Below are 16116 nucleotides of genomic sequence, written 5' to 3'. Positions count from 1 at the left end.
AAAAGTACAAATTTTTACTTTTGCTTTTTATCTTTTAACTTTTGCTCTACTTATCACCCATAGGACTTACGCAGATTCTACGATTTCTTCTCTTCTGTGCCAGACCAGGGGCGTTCACGTAGCGTCTCCAAGAGATGGCGGTTCGAGAAATTAATTAAGAGTGATTTTTGTGTAAGTTCTAACCCATTATTTATTAGCAAATCGGCACATAAAAAAATCCCCACCCAGGCATTTGTCTGGATGGGAAATATGAGGTGGGACAAAATAATCTTCCCAAAAGAGGTAGGGGAATTATTTGCTCTCTGTAAAATCAGCGTCAATCACATCGTCGCCGCTACCAGAGCTAGATGTGGAACCGCTATCTTGAGGTTCAGTACCTGGTGTAGCACCGCCACCAGCTTGTTGATAGATATTGCTACCAACAGCGAATAGCGCTTGTTGCAATTCTGGGGTGAGCTTCTTGATTTGCTCATCGTCGTCTTTAGCAACTGCTTCCCGCAGTTCTTTCACCAAACCTTCGACTTTGGTCTTGTCAGCAGCGGGAACTTTATCGCCCAATTCTTGTAGCTGCTTCTCAGCTTGGTATGCTAAGGAGTCGGCTTGGTTCTTGCGTTCAATCTTCTCACGCCGTTCTTTATCAGATGAAGCGTTTTGTTCAGCTTCTCTCACCATCCGGTCAACGTCAGTTTTATCCAGGGTGGAAGCACCAGTTATACTGATGGACTGTTCTTTAGCAGTACCCTTGTCCTTAGCGGTGACGTTAAGGATACCGTTGGCATCAATGTCGAACACCACTTCAATTTGAGGAACACCGCGTGGTGCAGCAGGAATACCATCGAGGCGGAAAGTTCCCAAGCTCTTGTTATCGTTAGAGAATTCGCGTTCACCTTGGAGAACGTGAATTTCTACGTTGGTTTGACCATCCACTGCGGTGGAGAAGACTTCAGATTTTTTGGTGGGAATTGTCGTGTTGCGGGGGATAATTTTGGTCATCACGCCGCCTAAGGTTTCTACACCCAAAGATAGCGGTGTCACATCTAACAGCAAGATGCCAGTTACATCACCAGCCAGTACCCCGGCTTGAATGGCTGCACCAACTGCTACGACTTCATCAGGGTTGACGCTTTGGTTAGGGTCTTTACCCAATACCTGCTTCACAATCTGTTGGACTGCGGGAATGCGGGTAGAACCACCAACTAACACCACTTCATCAATATCGCCTTTGTTTAACTTGGCATCCCGAAGAGCGTTTTGCACAGGAATACGGCAACGGTCGATTAAGTCAGAGCAAAGTTCTTCAAACTGGGCGCGAGTTAGGGTTGTATCCAGGTGCTTGGGCCCATCCTGGGTAGCGGTGATAAATGGCAGGTTCATTTCTGCTTGGCTGACGCTAGAAAGCTCAATTTTGGCTTTTTCTGCGGCTTCCGTCAGACGCTGTAAGGCTTGTTTGTCTTTCCGCAGCTCAATCCCTTCGGCTTTCTTGAACTTCTCAGCTAAGAAGTCAACTATTTTTTTATCGAAGTCGTCACCGCCGAGGTGGGTATCACCAGATGTGGCTAGTACTTCAAAAACTCCATCTCCTACTTCCAGCACAGATACGTCGAAGGTACCACCACCAAGGTCAAATACGAGAATGGTTTCGTTACTCTTCTTGTCAAATCCATATGCCAGAGAAGCAGCGGTAGGCTCGTTGATAATTCGCAGAACTTCAATACCTGCAATTTTACCAGCGTCTTTTGTCGCTTGCCGTTGGGAGTCGTTAAAGTATGCCGGAACGGTGATTACAGCTTGGGTTACGGTTTCGCCCAGGTATTTACTGGCATCTTCAACTAGTTTGCGAAGAACTTTTGCAGAAATTTCTTCTGGAGCAAACGGTTTACCAACTATAGGACAATCTAATTTAACATTGCCGTTGCTGCTGAGGACTTTGTAAGAAACTTCCGTAGCTTCGTTACTAACTTCGTCGTAGCGGCGTCCGATAAAGCGTTTGACTGAGTAAAACGTATTTTCGGGGTTCATCACCGCTTGGCGTTTGGCGATTTGACCAACCAAGTTGTCACCATTTTTCGCAAATGCGACCACTGATGGTGTTGTCCGAAAACCTTCAGCATTAGCAATTACTGTGGGTTTACCACCTTCCATCACTGCCACGCAGGAGTTCGTTGTTCCTAAGTCAATTCCAACTACTTTTGCCATTTTTAGGTGCTGGCTCCGTATAACTACAAATGAATGAATGAGAATATAAAGGACTAAATTTTGAACCAACAGGGTCAATAAATCAGCCAGTTCAGCATGAAGACCTTTGGTTTGGCTTTCCTGGGGTTAAAACTCCAGACTATGCTGATATATATACTGAAGCTTAGTGGTAGCCAGTCCATGAAGGGTGGTTTCCCGAACCTTGCTTAGGACGGTTAAACTAACTAAATAGTTTTTTTAGTTGGTTCATGGATTGATTTCCTTTTCTTTGTCTAATGTATGAGAATTAATACTTTCAGTAATTAGGGTGAACCGTAACGGTAGAGTGGTGTTTGCCGTCTTTAGAGGTAATAAATTACAAAAGCACTGAGGATAGAACAAGATTAAAAGGGGCGATTGCTTCTGTAATTACGTATAATCGGCAATATTTGGGGATTGGGCACTTGTACTGAGCGTAGCCGTAAAGCCTGCGGCATAGCTACGCCCTAAGCGCCAGCCTCTCCAAGAGTTGTATAGGGCATTGGATAAAATATTACTCAGCACTGGCTCAACCATAGCTATCAGCTAACAGCACTCACTCAAGCCTAGAGAAAAGAGTTTCCCAATCAATCACAGGTGGTCTTTGTCCTTGGTTGACCAGTTCAAAAATTTTCCTAGCACTACTTGGCTGAAAAAGGCATTCCACACAAGCGCTGGCTACGTCAATCCGGCTGGCATCACCCGAAAGTGTATCCCCTGTACCTACTACCACACCGTATTTACCCCCTGTTTTTGCCTTCAGGAGGGTATTGAGATCGTATGAGGTATAGGGCCCGTCAATAAGGCGTCCTGCGCGGATAACAGTGTAGGGTAATCCGGAGTTAATAATGGACTCCTCGCCCTTTTGTTTGGCATCCAAGACGCCAAAAGCATTAAGAATACTAAAAGGAAACTTATCTTTACGGAGAATTCCACAAGAAGAGACGAAAACGAATCGCTTCAAATTTCGGGGTGCTGCTGCCACTAGGTTGCTTACACCTTGGGCATCGACCTTTGCCGGACTATTCTTTGCCTTTGCCTGACTAGATTGGGGGTTAAGAAAAATTGTTCCCCATTCAAGCAAGTTCGGGGATTGGTCAAACTCCCATTTCGTAGAAGGAAAGGCAGTGGTTCCAGTACAATTTATGATGTGGGTGACATCTGGCATTGCGGCTGGCAGTGTAGCTGGCTGGCGGATGTCACCAACGGCAATTTCCACTCTCTGGTTAAACATCTCTTCAGCTTTTGCAGCATTGCGTGTCAGGACGCGAACTTTCAAACCCTTTTCTAGCAGCTTGCCTACCACCAGTTGCCCCACTCCACCAGTGGCACCAGCAACTAGTACCAAATCTTTAACTGAAGTTTCAAAAGAAGTCATAAAGTGCCTTTAAGAAGATAGTCTATTGCTAATTTACTAAAAAATGCGATGTCTACAACGGGTACAGCTGCGGCACATCGCAAAAATAGACCCAGATTAAAAATTTTGCTAATGGCTGTTAATTCTGTAGCTTACAGGCTGACAACTGGGAATTTTAGAATCAGGGCAAACTCCCTAAAACTAAATCAGCACAGTAGCCAGCACTTGAGGTTTCAAGCAAGCAATGAAAATTAGCCAAAAATTAATTTCGGGTATTCTAGGAATGGCTACTCTCTCAGGAACTATTGGTGCCATTAGTGCCAATCAGCAATTGAATATAGCTAAGTATCTTGCTGAACAAGAGGCTGAAGAAGTTGCTGGACTACTGGGATATTTCGTAAGTCATGAGCTTGAGTCCCAGAAGATGCGATCGCCATGATCGGGTAACAAGGTAAGTACAAATGTTTTACAGCCTATAAATAACTGCGTAGGCGTAGCCCGTCGTAGACATCGCACTTAGAGGGGAAATTGCGCTCGAATTGTTCGGTTCTACCACTGTCATCAGTACACAAATAGCTATAACCTCTTAAGTAGTAGTGAAATGTCTACCTAGACGCTGTTAGTCGCTCTTGAATTAAGGGGTGAAAACCTGTGTACGAATGGATATTGCCAAGCCTGAGCGAAATCTTGGCTGAAAATCAATCAAGTGTAGCTGAATGTTCACCTGCTAAAGCAGAGCGGCAGTGGCGTGTCAGCCTCGCAGCGACAGAACATTTGCTATCAAATACTTTAGCAGGTGGTTCAAGAAACGTAACCCAAGGATTAGTTTTAGCTGCACCAGCGCCCTTATTTAGTCAGCCAAAACTGACTCAAAGCTTACAGACAGTAACTTTTACGGCAAAACCATTTAACCCCTTGGCGCTGATGCCATTTCAGATGCCAGATGCGATGCCTACGGCGGACTACGCCAACGCATCTGTAAATGAAGAAATTGCTCCCCATGAATCAGTACTTCCCTTATTACCTGCCGATCCGCTAGGGGCAGAACAGTTTTGCTTAGTTTTCACAGATAAATTTAGATTAGTGCTAGTTTTAGCGACACACAAAAACGGTAAAAAAACCTTTTCATTTTCTTTTGAGCCAGAAGTAGTGCAGCAAGCTTGGCGATCGCTAGGAGCAAGGGTAATGCTGGCTAATCCAGAATTTTTTGCCCGCCTGGATGCATTAGTCCAACAGTATTCCCCGGTAGCACCAGATTGCCGCGTCGTGCTTGAGTTTAGCCAATTGTTGCTTCAGGAATTAACAGAAGTAGAAGAGACTAGAGACTCTTTACTAGGGACTGGGGAAGAAGCTCTTGAGCAGGGGAGCAGAGTTTTCCCCAATGCCCAATCCTCAAATCCTGATGTGGAATTGCTCCAAGCCTTCGCTCACGAAGTCCGCACACCTTTAACAACTATTCGCACCATGACTCGCCTGCTGTTGAAGCGGCGAGACTTAGATGCCAGCGTGATCAATCGCTTAAAAATTATCGATCACGAGTGTACCGAGCAAATTGACCGCATGGAGTTGCTGTTTAAGGCAGCAGAACTGGAAACTACTGCTTCAGTAAAATCTTCAAAAACTCAACTCACGCCGATGTCTTTAGATCAGGTGTTGCAACAGAGCATTCCCCGTTGGGAACAAGCAGCGCATCGGCGGAACTTAACTTTAAATGTTATTTTACCCCAGCAACTACCAACAGTGGTAAGCAATCCCACGATGCTGGATCAGGTACTCAGTGGGTTGATAGAGAATTTCACTCGCAGCTTACCTGCTGGTAGCCATATTCAAGTACAAGTTATTCCGGCTGGAGATCAACTAAAGTTACAATTATCGCCCCAATTCAGGTGCAAAGATTCTAATAAAGCTGCCACACCTGGAACGCCACCAATTCGCAAAGCACTTGGTCAATTACTGATGTTCCAACCAGAAACGGGTACGATTAGTTTGAATATCGCCGCAACCAAGCATTTGTTTCAGGCGATCGGGGGCAAACTGATTGTCCGCCAGCGTCCACACTATGGGGAAGTTTTGACGATTTTCCTGCCTTTAGAAGTTAGCAATAAGCACAAGTCAGGAACTAAAAGCTAGGAGTCAATCAATTTTGGATTTTGGATTTTGAATCTTCTCAACGAGAGGCTCCGCCAACAATTCCATTTTCCAAAATCCAATATTTAAAATCTAAAATTCGGTGAAGATTCATCAACTATTTTTTAAAATTACAAGTATTCACTCTAAATTAACGTGAGTTCGACAAACCTCTCCCTGTCTTGAACAAAAGTTCAAGTCTTTCCCTCTCCGACGGGCAAGAGGGAAAGGTTTTGCGTAGTAAAATCTCTTAGAGGTTTTTATTCGACTCATTAAGCAAACACCATGTAATACCAATTTACAAAAACCCTGATACATATAGATTTATCGTAGGGGCATGGCAATGCCATGCCCCTACCAACGTATTTGTATCATTATTAAAGTGAAATGGTGTAACCCGTCGAACTCACATTAATTTAGGCGAAGACAATAGACCCATCGAACTCACGTTAAATTAAACAGTAATTAAATTTCTCTGACTTGCCATCTGTAAAAATAGATGCCAAAAATGGATGTAAATTCTGGCTATAGCAGTTCCCATTCAGATGCGGTACAGCATTATGTTGCGAGGTGTAGGGGCACGGCAGTGCCGTGCGCTTTACGCGTGTACCTCACATAAACGAGAACCGCTATAAGAGCCAAGCATACATTATTTGCAAAAATCAAAAGGAAAATTATGGCAAGTTTTGAAGTAATCGAACGAGAAAGTTTACGTTTAGTCAAGGTAACTTTGCAAAACGAAACAGTCAGGACTGAATCTGGTGCTATGTACTATACACGTGGTAACATTCAAATGCAATCTAAAGCCCCTTCAGCAGGTGGGTTTTTAAAATCCCTAGCCACAGGAGAAAACATTTTCCGTCCTACATATACAGGTACAGGTGAATTATATTTAGAGCCTTCTTTATCGGGATATCACATCTTAGAATTAGACGGTAGTGAATGGATTTTAGATAGTGGCGCTTATTGGGCTAGTGATGGCACCGTAGAAGTAGGAATTGAACGAAACAAATTTTTATCAGGCTTAGTTGGTGGCGAGGGCTTGTTTCAAACAAAAGTCAAAGGCAGGGGTACAGTGGTGATGGTAGCACAAGGCCCTGTAGAAGTAATAAATTTACGAAATGACCGATTAGTCGTCGATGGAAATTTTGCGATAGCTCGTACAAATACTTTAATTTATCGCGTTGAAAAAGCTACTAAATCTCTCTTAGGTTCAATGACTTCTGGTGAGTTTTTCGTCAATAGTTTTGAGGGAACTGGTACTGTATTGCTAGCTCCTGTACCTTATTGGCAAGTCATGATGCTCCGCCAAATTACTGCCGCGCTACCAAAAACTTCTAGCTAAGAATCATCAGTAAGCTTGGGAAAACAAGGAATTAAAAATTAATTATTCACAATTTAACTAATTAGATTTTTCTTAAAATTTTAATTCCCTTTATTAACTTTCTGAGCCAGATAGATTATGCCAAAGTTTGTGATGCTGTTTTCGGTTAATTTTAAATAAAGGTAAAATTAGATAGCACCACAAAGTTAACTTAGGGAATAATCATAATTGATCACTCATTTTCTATTGCGATCGCTCTTGGGGTATTGCCAACAGTTGCGAGTTGCACTGTAAATGTGGAACCTTCATATAATTTACTTTTTACAGAAATAGATCCGCCACAGCGCAGCAGCAATTGCTGTACAATTGTTAATCCCAACCCAGCACCTCCATAATTTTCAGTTGCTGCTGTACGTACACGATAAAATCGGTCAAAGATTTTAGGAATTTCGTTTTCGGCAATACCGATACCTGTGTCGCGGAATTCTAATTGGACATAATCGCCTTGAATCCGGGCACGCACCCATACTTGACCTCCATTCGGAGTAAACTTAATGCTGTTGTGTAGCAGATTAATCACAATCTGCCTTAGCCAACCACTTACACACCAAATAGATGGAAGTTCAGTGGGTACGGTGTAGGCTAGCATGATCCCTTTTTCTTGGGCTACAGGTTGGTAGGTACTGACTACTCCAGGTACAATCTCTGAGAGCTGCACCGACTCTAAAGGCGTCCCTTCTAAATTACGTTCTATCTGCACCAGTTCCAGTAAACCAGTAATTAGGGAATTTTGCTGATCGCACTGGGTATTTAACATCTGTAAATAACGTTGTCGCTGCGGGGGTTTGAGATTAGGGGAATTCAATAACGAAAGTGCTGTCTTCATATGCGTCAGGGGTGTACGCAGTTCGTGACATAGATTATTCAGATATTCATCTTGGAGTTGGTCTTTGTTGTGCAGTTCTTGATTTAGCTGCTGCAACTTGGTAGTGCGGGCTGTGATGATTTGACGATTAATTTCATCTTGTCGCAGGAGTTGTTTTGTAAACAGTTGATTTATCAGTGCGGCTTGAGGCGCAGTTGGACAAATAAAATCAATCGGTATTGGGGATGATTCTGGCGTAATCGCTTGTTGGATACCATTTAATACTTGCTGAATTACTCTCCCCTCGACAGTAGTTATAATCAGCAACGGCTGGTTTTTATTAGTATTTAGCTTCCCTGATGTCTGATTTTTGCGTTTTTTAAGTGGTCGATGAGCCAAAATTAAACTGCAAAACTGGGGCGATAACACCATCAGAAAGTTTTCCCGTCGCAGTTGGCTATCTGGTGGTAGGTGAACGGGGACATCATAAGGAGACGAGGGGGTATTTTCTTCCCCTGTTCCCCCATTTCCCCCTTTCCCACTCTCGTCAATCTGGCAAGTATAAATGAGACTAGATGCACCTACGGAGGATTGATAACGCGCTAATTCTGATTGCCAAATTTTTTCTGGTGGTAGCTTCACCCATAAAGTGGCTGCAATTTGCTGCTCAATTAGTAAGTCAATTTGCGCTCTCACCAGTGATAGCAGAGTCGCAGGACTGAGGGACAATGGTTTAGGAGGCACTTGCACTCCCATAACCAGTTGATAAACAGACAGATCCTTAGCCAGAGAAACATTCATGAGTCAAGCACAACAAGGATGAAGCAAGAAATAATTCTGTCTTCGATTTTCACCTTTATATGTGCATTTTTTACAAAATTCCCACGGAAAGAAACATGAACTATGAATTATGGGGGATTTTTGTTGTGTAGAATACACCTTTTCGGGTAGTACAGCTAGCTGTGCTACCCTACTTGGAATTAGGCTTGTATGTTCAGTCTTTGGTGTAAAGCGTCACGTGCGTGTTCTCGGTCATCAAAATGGATTTTCTCAGTACCGAGAATTTGATAGTCTTCATGACCTTTACCAGCAAGCAATACTCCATCACCGGGTTGTGCTTGTAAAATCGCGGTACGAATTGCGATCGCTCGATCGCAAATTACAGTTGGCTGCACTGTATCAGCAATTCCCGCCAAAACATCTTTCAAAATCCGTTCTGGGTCTTCAGTCCGGGGATTATCCGATGTCACCACAGCTACGTCTGCTAATTCAGCAGCAATTTTACCCATTTTTGGGCGCTTAGTGCGATCGCGATCGCCGCCACAACCAAACACGCAAATCACCTTACCAGGTATAAACGGACGTGCCGCTTTCAGCAAATTTTCCAAACTATCAGGTGTGTGAGCATAATCCACAATCACGCTAATATCTTGGTCAGCACTAATCTCTACCCGTTCCATCCGTCCGGGGACTCCGGGGAAATCAGGGATCACAGATCCGAGTAACTGCAAATCTAGCCCTAAGTGTAAAACTGCTCCTGCGGCTGCTAGAAGATTTTCTAAATTATATTGACCAACTAGGGGCGATCGAAAAGCCACGTCACCTTTTGGTGTATGTAATGTACCATTGACACCATTCGGTTGGTAACTTAAATCACTCATCCATAAATCAGCGCTGTTGTCGTTGACACTGTAACTCCAAACCCGTTCGGAATCCAACGAGGCAATTAACCGCTTCCCGTAGGAATCATCAGCATTAATTATTGCGCGTCCCTTGAGATAATCAGGGCTAAACAACAACGCTTTGGCAGCAAAGTAATCTTCCATGTCGCTGTGATAGTCGAGATGGTCTTGAGTAAGATTACTGAACACTGCCACCTCAAATTGACAACCTAACACTCTACCTTGGGCCAAAGCGTGGGAACTTACTTCCATTACCCCGAACTCACTACCAGCATTTATAGCTTCTCTTAGCTGCTGTTGCAGTTCCACTGCAAAGGGCGTAGTGTAGGCAGCAGTTTGCTCAAAACCTGCCCAACGAGTGTAGAGAGTTCCCATCAAAGCTGTAGCTAGATTAGCTTTGTTGAGCAGAAATTCGATTAGATGAGTAGTTGTAGTTTTGCCATTTGTACCAGTTACACCCACCAGCTTGAGTTTTTGCCCCGGATAACCGTAAAAAGCACTGGCTATCTGGGCACAAGCTTGAGTTATGTTACTTGCACTGATGACCACAGCCTGATTTGTGGGAGGATTTTTCTGTGCAGCTTCCGGTGAGACGATAGCTGCTACAGCCCCTGATGCGATCGCACTTTGCCAAAAATCCCCACCATCAACCCGTCCTCCTGGCATCCCAATAAACAAATCTCCCACAATACAAGCATGGGAATTCGTCTTCAAACCCCTAACTTCCACATCCTCCATCGGATGGCTAGGCAATTGCTCAACACTATCTACCGCTGTTAGTAATTCCCGCAATTTCATCTTGTGAACCTCGTCACATTCTTAATCTTGGGCTTATTCTGCATTATTTTTTTCTAATTGGCTAAATACTTACGCAACATTTGCTCCAACTGCTGCACATTAGCACGAGGAGAAGGACGCGGCAATAGTTTCTCACTCTCCTTTTCTTCCTCTGCGTCCTTGGCGACTTGGCGGTTCGATAAATAAAGTACTGGCACCTCATACTGATACGCAGCAAACCAATCTTCACGAGTCGTAATATCCCTAACTTCCAACTCGAAACTGAGATTTTGGATTTGTTTTAGCTTTTCTTGCAAGCCTTCACATAAATGACAGCCGGGTTTACTGTATAAGATTAATCGCATTATTTATTTGAGTTGGCGCAAGAAGTTATAAGTTTAGAATAACGTAGACGCTTCGGCTTGCCGCAGGCTACCGCAGAGGCGCAAAGGACGCAGAGAGATGAGAAGAGAAGGGTTTGATGTGGGTGAGTATGTTGATCAAATGGCGTTGTTGTTGGATTTGGAGTTAAGAGATGAGTATCGTGATGGTGTGGTGGCAAATTTTGAGAGAATTAGGGCGATCGCTAATCTTGTTAATGAGTTTCCTTTGGCTGAAGAAATTGAAGCTGCACCTATATTTGAACCATAATAGCTAACTTTAGTTGAAATGCCAGTCTGTGAGGGGTTTGAGGTTCCTTTGCTAATTGGGTGCAACAAAAGCTTTTACAAGTGTGCAAACCACTCGAAAACCGAAGTCGTAAACCGCTACATCCGAATTGCTTCCGTCTAAACGGGCAGATGAACGGCAAACGCTTGACTGACTGAACCATGAACCACCCCGCAGTAGCCAAGGATTATTATTTCCACTTACCCAAGCACTTCCATCAGCAGGCATTCCACGGTAATCATTGTGGTATTTGTCTCGGCACCATTCCCAAACATTGCCATGCATCTCATACAAACCAAAAGCATTCGCAGGTAAACTACCAACATCTACAGTCTCCTGACGATTTTCACCTTTGGGAGCAGACCCATAAGTATACTCGCCATTATAGTTAGCTATCTTAGTCGTAATCGTCTCACCAAAATAGAACGGGGTAGTCGTTCCAGCACGAGCTGCATACTCCCACTCTGCCTCGGTGGGTAAACGATAACTCTTGCTAGTCATAAGCGACAGCTTTTGACAAAAATCGACTGCATCATTCCAACTTACTTGTTCGACAGGTCGTTTAGCCCCTTGGAAGTAAGAGGGGTTGATGTCCATAACTGCTTGATACTGTTCTTGAGTGACCGTAAATTTACCCATGAAAAAAGGTTTAACGGTCATAGGATGCTGCGGTCCCTCATTGGAGTTTCGCTCTTTTTCTGTTAGTGGTGAACCCATGAGAAACTGACCGCCAGGAATTTCTACCATCTCCAGTGTGTTATTGTTACCAAGGTCTTCTATAAAAAAATTTGCCTGACCAGGACTGATTGTGGTACTGTTTCCTTGCTGATCTACCTTCATGACTTCAAATTGGAAGGTTTTTAAAGCAAATTCCTTAGGATTTACACTTTTCTTCGGTAATGCTGGAGTCTCCTTCGGGGACGGTACTGGAATATTATTTGCGGGAATAGATGAGGTTGATGGCAAAGCTTTTTTCTGGGCAGAGTTGTTGAACAAGAGTTTCTCAATCACAATTGCAAAGCTAAAACTAGCTCCCATTAACCCTACAGTTTGAATAACTCTGCGCCGCGACCAGTTAACTGGTTGTTGTGGTCGTGTTGGCGGTGGAGGCAGTTTTTTTGAAAGGTCTTGTAGCACTTCGGTTGCGTTAGCGTAGCGTAAACTGTAATGACGACGCACCATCTTGGTTAACACATTAGCTAGATGCTTGCTTACCTGTGCTTTATGACGCCAGAGAATTTCGCCTGTTTTGGCATCCTCTTCAAAGTCCACTGCCGAAATACCCGTCAATGCTTGAATCACCGTCACTCCCAAGGCATATATATCACTAGCAAATATGGGTTTAGCATTCTTTTGCTCATTAGGCATATAGCCAGGAGTACCTATGATCACACTAGAAGTGACTTTACCTTCTACATTTACTATCAAAGCGCCAAGTTCCTTGACTGCCCCAAAGTCAATCAGAAAAATCTTCCCATCCCGATGCCGTCGCATCAAATTCTCCGGCTTGATGTCGCGGTGAATTACCTGCTGATTATGTACGAAGGACAAAACTTCCAAAACATCTTGTAATAGCTTAGTGACATAACCTTCACTTAACTGCTTACCTGGAATGATTTCTTCCTTTAGGTCATGTCCTTCGATAAACTCTTGAACAATATAAAGGTTCTTATTTTCTCTAAAATGCGCTAATAATTGAGGAATTTGGGAATATTTACCCAACTTTTCCAGAACAGTCGCTTCTGTTTCAAAAAACTCCACAATCCGAGGCTCATTATGTTCAGGACGCAATTGCTTGACAACACATAACGGCTGACTGGGTTGTAGATAATCCTTTGCTAGAAAGGTAATTGCAAAGCCGCCGCCACCCAATTCCCGAATAATTTCGTAGCGTCCAACCAGCATGCCCACAACAATCTTAGACTCCTAAAAATCTGATGAATTTGAGCATAATTATTACTAACCGCATTTTACAAATCAACTTGATGTATTATACCAATTTCTCTGTATAATACCCTTCTTTAGATGTAATCAGCTAAATACGCTATCTCTAAATATTCCAGCATGAATTTTGATTCAGCCGATGCCATAACAATATCAGCTGCTGTGCGTGAAGCTAAAGTTAGCGCGGTGGAAGTGACTCAGGCTGCGTTAGCACGAATAGCAGCGCGGGATCATCAACTCAACTGTTTTACGGCTGTGACTGCCAAGACAGCTTTAACAGATGCAGCCCGCATTGACAGGGAAATTGCCCAAGGGAATAATCCTGGAATGCTGGCTGGTGTGCCTTTTGCGGTGAAAAATCTCTTCGATATCGCTGGTTTAACAACTCTGGCGGGGTCAAAAATCAATGCAGAAAACCCAGCAGCTACCCAAGATGCAACCGCAGTAGCGAAGCTGAAACAAGCAGGTGCGGTGCTGGTTGGCGCTTTGAATATGGATGAGTATGCCTATGGGTTTGTAACGGAAAACTCCCATTACGGTGCTACTCATAACCCCCATGATTTACAGCGAGTTGCTGGTGGTTCTTCGGGTGGTTCGGCGGCGGCTGTTGCTGCTGGGTTAGTACCGCTGACGCTGGGCTCTGATACTAATGGTTCAATTCGCGTTCCGGCGGCGTTGTGTGGCGTTTTTGGTTTGAAGCCGACTTATGGAAGGTTATCTCGGGCTGGGGTAGCTTTATTTTCTAGCAGTTTTGACCACATTGGGCCTTTTGCGCGTTCGGTGCAGGATATCGCAACAGTGTTTGATGTGCTTCAGGGAGAAGACGATCGCGATCCAATTTGTACAAAGCGTCCGCCTGAATTGGTTTTACCACAACTCAAACAAGATATTTCTAGTATAAGAATTGCGATTGCAGCTGATTATTTCACTAAAGGCGCAGAATCGGAAGCTTTAGCAGCAGTCCAAAAAGTAGCTGATGCTTTAAATGTCACTGAATACGTAACGATCCCAGAAGCACACCGCGCCCGTGCAGCAGCTTTTGTGATTACAGCTAGCGAGGGTGCAAATCTGCATTTGGAAAAATTGCGATGTCGTCCTCAAGATTTTGATCCAGCGACACGCGATCGCTTTTTGGCTGGGGCGTTAATTCCTAGTAACTGGTATCTCCAAGCCCAACGGTTTAGAAAATGGTATCGCGATCGGGTTCGGGAAGTCTTGCAAAATGTCGATGTGATTCTTGCCCCAACTACACCAATTTCCGCACCGCTAATTGGTCAACAAACCATGATTTTGGATGGCAAAGAAATTCTTGTCCGTCCTCATTTAGGGTTATTTACTCAACCATTATCTTTTATTGGCTTACCAGTTTTATCAGTACCAATTCAGCGGCAAAATGCCTTACCTTTAGGTGTGCAATTGATAGCAGCACCATATAATGAAGCGTTAATTTTACGGGTTGCAGCTGCGTTAGAGGCCAAAAATGTAGTTTCAGCACCAGTGATTTTCAACGCTCTCAACTAAAACTAATCGTTTACAATGCTGTGAATCAGGTGATTGTAAAATGGAAAAATTACGCCTTCGATTTACTAGCATTGAGTCTTTTCAGCAGGAGGAATATCCTCTGCCGCTAGTTTCAAGGTTCTAGGGATCTGAATTCCCTGCACTGCAATTCTAGTCACGATGAACAAAGACATTGCCAACCACAACAGATGAACACTCTGCAACTTCCAAGCCAGGGCTGCTGTGGGAATAAACCCTAGCCCAGTTGCGATAAAAGCCGCATTGCGGAGGATTAATCCTTCTGCCAAACCAAAGAAATAAGCTTCAATTGAGACGGCAAACGCATACAGCCCCAGCACGCTCATTAGCCAGGGAATGTAGGGATCAATGTGAGTGGTTATTTCCGTATGATTTGTGAGTAGTCCAAATACAGTTTGCGGAAACAGGATGCAGGTAAGGGACATGATGACTGCAAACATCAGAGTCACGCCTATAGAAACGCCAAGCAGTGGCACCATCTGCCCCTGCTCCTTTGTGCCATGAAAGTTGCCCGTCAAGGTTTCCGTTGCATAAGACAAGCCATTGAGTATTTGAATCCCTAGCGTCATGAACTCAATCAGCAAGACATTTTCCGCAAAGGCGATTCTTCCCATCCCAGCAAACAGATTGGTAAAAGCCCAAAAGGTAAACCCGATCGCCAGTGTCCGTATAAAGAGATCCCGACTTAGGGCAAAAGTCTCATTCCAGGCAGATTTGTCCCAAAGCTGAGGCGCGACGGCACGGATCTCTTGCCACTGGATTTCACTCTTGACCCAAATTAGTCCTAGCATCATCATCAGAAATTGGCTCAAAGCTTGTGCCAAGCCTGCTCCCATGCTTTCCAAACCTGCTCGCAGAATCATCTGGTAACTCAAGATGATGTTGACGACGTTGCCAAAAACTGACAAGACTAAGACTTTCTGGCTCTGTTCACGCCCCATCAACCAGCCGAACAGCACCATATTCACCAGAACCGCAGGTACACCCCAAATCCGCGTGTTGAAGTAGTCCACCGCAGCCGCTTTCACCTCTGGAGTATTGTTTAAAACAATAAACCCCAACTCTCGCAGTGGGTATTGCAGGAGCAAAACAACAAATCCCAAGCCCAGAGCAATTAAAACATTCCGTAAGCCTAGCAGCAGCACTTCCTCTTGATCATTTCTTCCAGTCGCCTGGGCAGTCGTGCCGGTGACAGAGAGACGCAAAAAATTCAATGCTCGATAGAAGTAATTAAACACAACTTGATCATTTCTTCCAGTCGCCTGGGCAGTCGTGCCGGTGACAGAGAGACGCAAAAAATTCAATGCTCGATAGAAGTAATTAAACACAACCGTCGCCAGTGCAACGCCAGCTAAATGACGAATGTCTTGCAAGTGTCCTAAAAAGGAAACGCTAACCATTCCAGACAGCGGTACCATTAAATTGGAGAGCATATTCGCGATCGCTAATCTGAAATAGCGAGGAATCCATCGGTCTTGCAAATCATTATTTACTAACATTTAGAATCGGTTAGCTGATGCGATTGAGCTATTTAACTAATTACTAATTCCTAATGGGCTACACCCCGCTACATACCCTACGGGGATCTTGCTACGCAAAGCGTCTTGTAGAGAAGACC

Annotated in this window: 12 protein-coding genes; 5 read left to right on the top strand and 7 right to left on the bottom strand. The window is 44.1% G+C overall.

Annotation, left to right across the window (positions count from 1 at the left end):
• Window positions 1-291: 291 nt before the first annotated feature.
• Both dnaK and Q0541_RS08745 read right to left on the bottom strand, forming a co-directional pair.
• Window positions 292-2196 (bottom strand): molecular chaperone DnaK, encoded by a 1905-nt coding sequence (gene dnaK, locus Q0541_RS08750; protein ID WP_298908348.1) that lies wholly within the window; start codon window positions 2194-2196, stop codon window positions 292-294.
• Window positions 2197-2770: 574 nt separating this feature from the next.
• Complete coding sequence (locus tag Q0541_RS08745) at window positions 2771-3592, bottom strand: SDR family oxidoreductase (RefSeq protein WP_298908346.1); 822 nt, start codon at window positions 3590-3592, stop codon at window positions 2771-2773.
• Between the two features lie 223 nt (window positions 3593-3815).
• Between Q0541_RS08745 and Q0541_RS08740 the strand changes: the two genes are divergently transcribed.
• The 3 genes from Q0541_RS08740 (at window position 3816) to Q0541_RS08730 (ending at window position 7043) form a co-directional block, all read left to right on the top strand.
• On the top strand, window positions 3816-4010 hold the full coding sequence (locus Q0541_RS08740; protein WP_298908340.1) for a hypothetical protein: 195 nt from the start codon (window positions 3816-3818) through the stop codon (window positions 4008-4010).
• A gap of 212 nt (window positions 4011-4222) precedes the next feature.
• Entirely contained in the window at window positions 4223-5701 is a 1479-nt protein-coding gene (locus Q0541_RS08735) for a HAMP domain-containing sensor histidine kinase (RefSeq protein ID WP_298908337.1), read from the top strand.
• A 673-nt stretch (window positions 5702-6374) separates the two neighbouring features.
• Window positions 6375-7043, top strand: a complete 669-nt coding sequence (locus Q0541_RS08730; RefSeq protein ID WP_298908335.1) for an AIM24 family protein — start codon at window positions 6375-6377, stop codon at window positions 7041-7043.
• Between the two features lie 211 nt (window positions 7044-7254).
• Here the strand turns inward: Q0541_RS08730 and Q0541_RS08725 are convergent, their stop codons facing one another.
• From Q0541_RS08725 to Q0541_RS08715, 3 genes are all read right to left on the bottom strand, one after another.
• Window positions 7255-8688, bottom strand: coding sequence for a DICT sensory domain-containing protein (locus Q0541_RS08725; RefSeq protein ID WP_298908332.1), 1434 nt, complete (start codon window positions 8686-8688; stop codon window positions 7255-7257).
• Window positions 8689-8867: 179 nt separating this feature from the next.
• Window positions 8868-10367, bottom strand: coding sequence for a UDP-N-acetylmuramoyl-L-alanyl-D-glutamate--2,6-diaminopimelate ligase (locus tag Q0541_RS08720; protein WP_298908329.1), 1500 nt, complete (start codon window positions 10365-10367; stop codon window positions 8868-8870).
• A gap of 53 nt (window positions 10368-10420) precedes the next feature.
• A complete protein-coding gene (locus tag Q0541_RS08715) occupies window positions 10421-10711 on the bottom strand; it encodes a glutaredoxin family protein (protein ID WP_298908326.1) in 291 nt (96 codons plus the stop codon).
• A 97-nt stretch (window positions 10712-10808) separates the two neighbouring features.
• Here Q0541_RS08715 and Q0541_RS08710 point away from each other — a divergent pair, with 97 nt between their 5' ends.
• Window positions 10809-10997 (top strand): DUF4089 domain-containing protein, encoded by a 189-nt coding sequence (locus Q0541_RS08710; protein WP_298908324.1) that lies wholly within the window; start codon window positions 10809-10811, stop codon window positions 10995-10997.
• Between the two features lie 51 nt (window positions 10998-11048).
• Here the strand turns inward: Q0541_RS08710 and Q0541_RS08705 are convergent, their stop codons facing one another.
• Window positions 11049-12920, bottom strand: a complete 1872-nt coding sequence (locus Q0541_RS08705) for a bifunctional serine/threonine-protein kinase/formylglycine-generating enzyme family protein (RefSeq protein WP_298908323.1) — start codon at window positions 12918-12920, stop codon at window positions 11049-11051.
• Between the two features lie 159 nt (window positions 12921-13079).
• Here Q0541_RS08705 and Q0541_RS08700 point away from each other — a divergent pair, with 159 nt between their 5' ends.
• Window positions 13080-14480, top strand: coding sequence for an AtzE family amidohydrolase (locus Q0541_RS08700; protein ID WP_298908321.1), 1401 nt, complete (start codon window positions 13080-13082; stop codon window positions 14478-14480).
• Between the two features lie 65 nt (window positions 14481-14545).
• On the opposite strand, the gene Q0541_RS08695 is transcribed toward Q0541_RS08700, so the two are convergent.
• Window positions 14546-15997: an MATE family efflux transporter gene (locus tag Q0541_RS08695; RefSeq protein ID WP_298908319.1), complete on the bottom strand. Its 1452-nt coding sequence runs from the start codon at window positions 15995-15997 to the stop codon at window positions 14546-14548.
• Window positions 15998-16116 lie beyond the last annotated feature (119 nt).

Source organism: uncultured Nostoc sp., from assembly GCF_937863485.1.
In the GTDB taxonomy this organism is placed as follows: Bacteria; Cyanobacteriota; Cyanobacteriia; order Cyanobacteriales; family Nostocaceae; genus Nostoc.
This window is presented reverse-complemented; position numbering and strand designations above follow the sequence as displayed.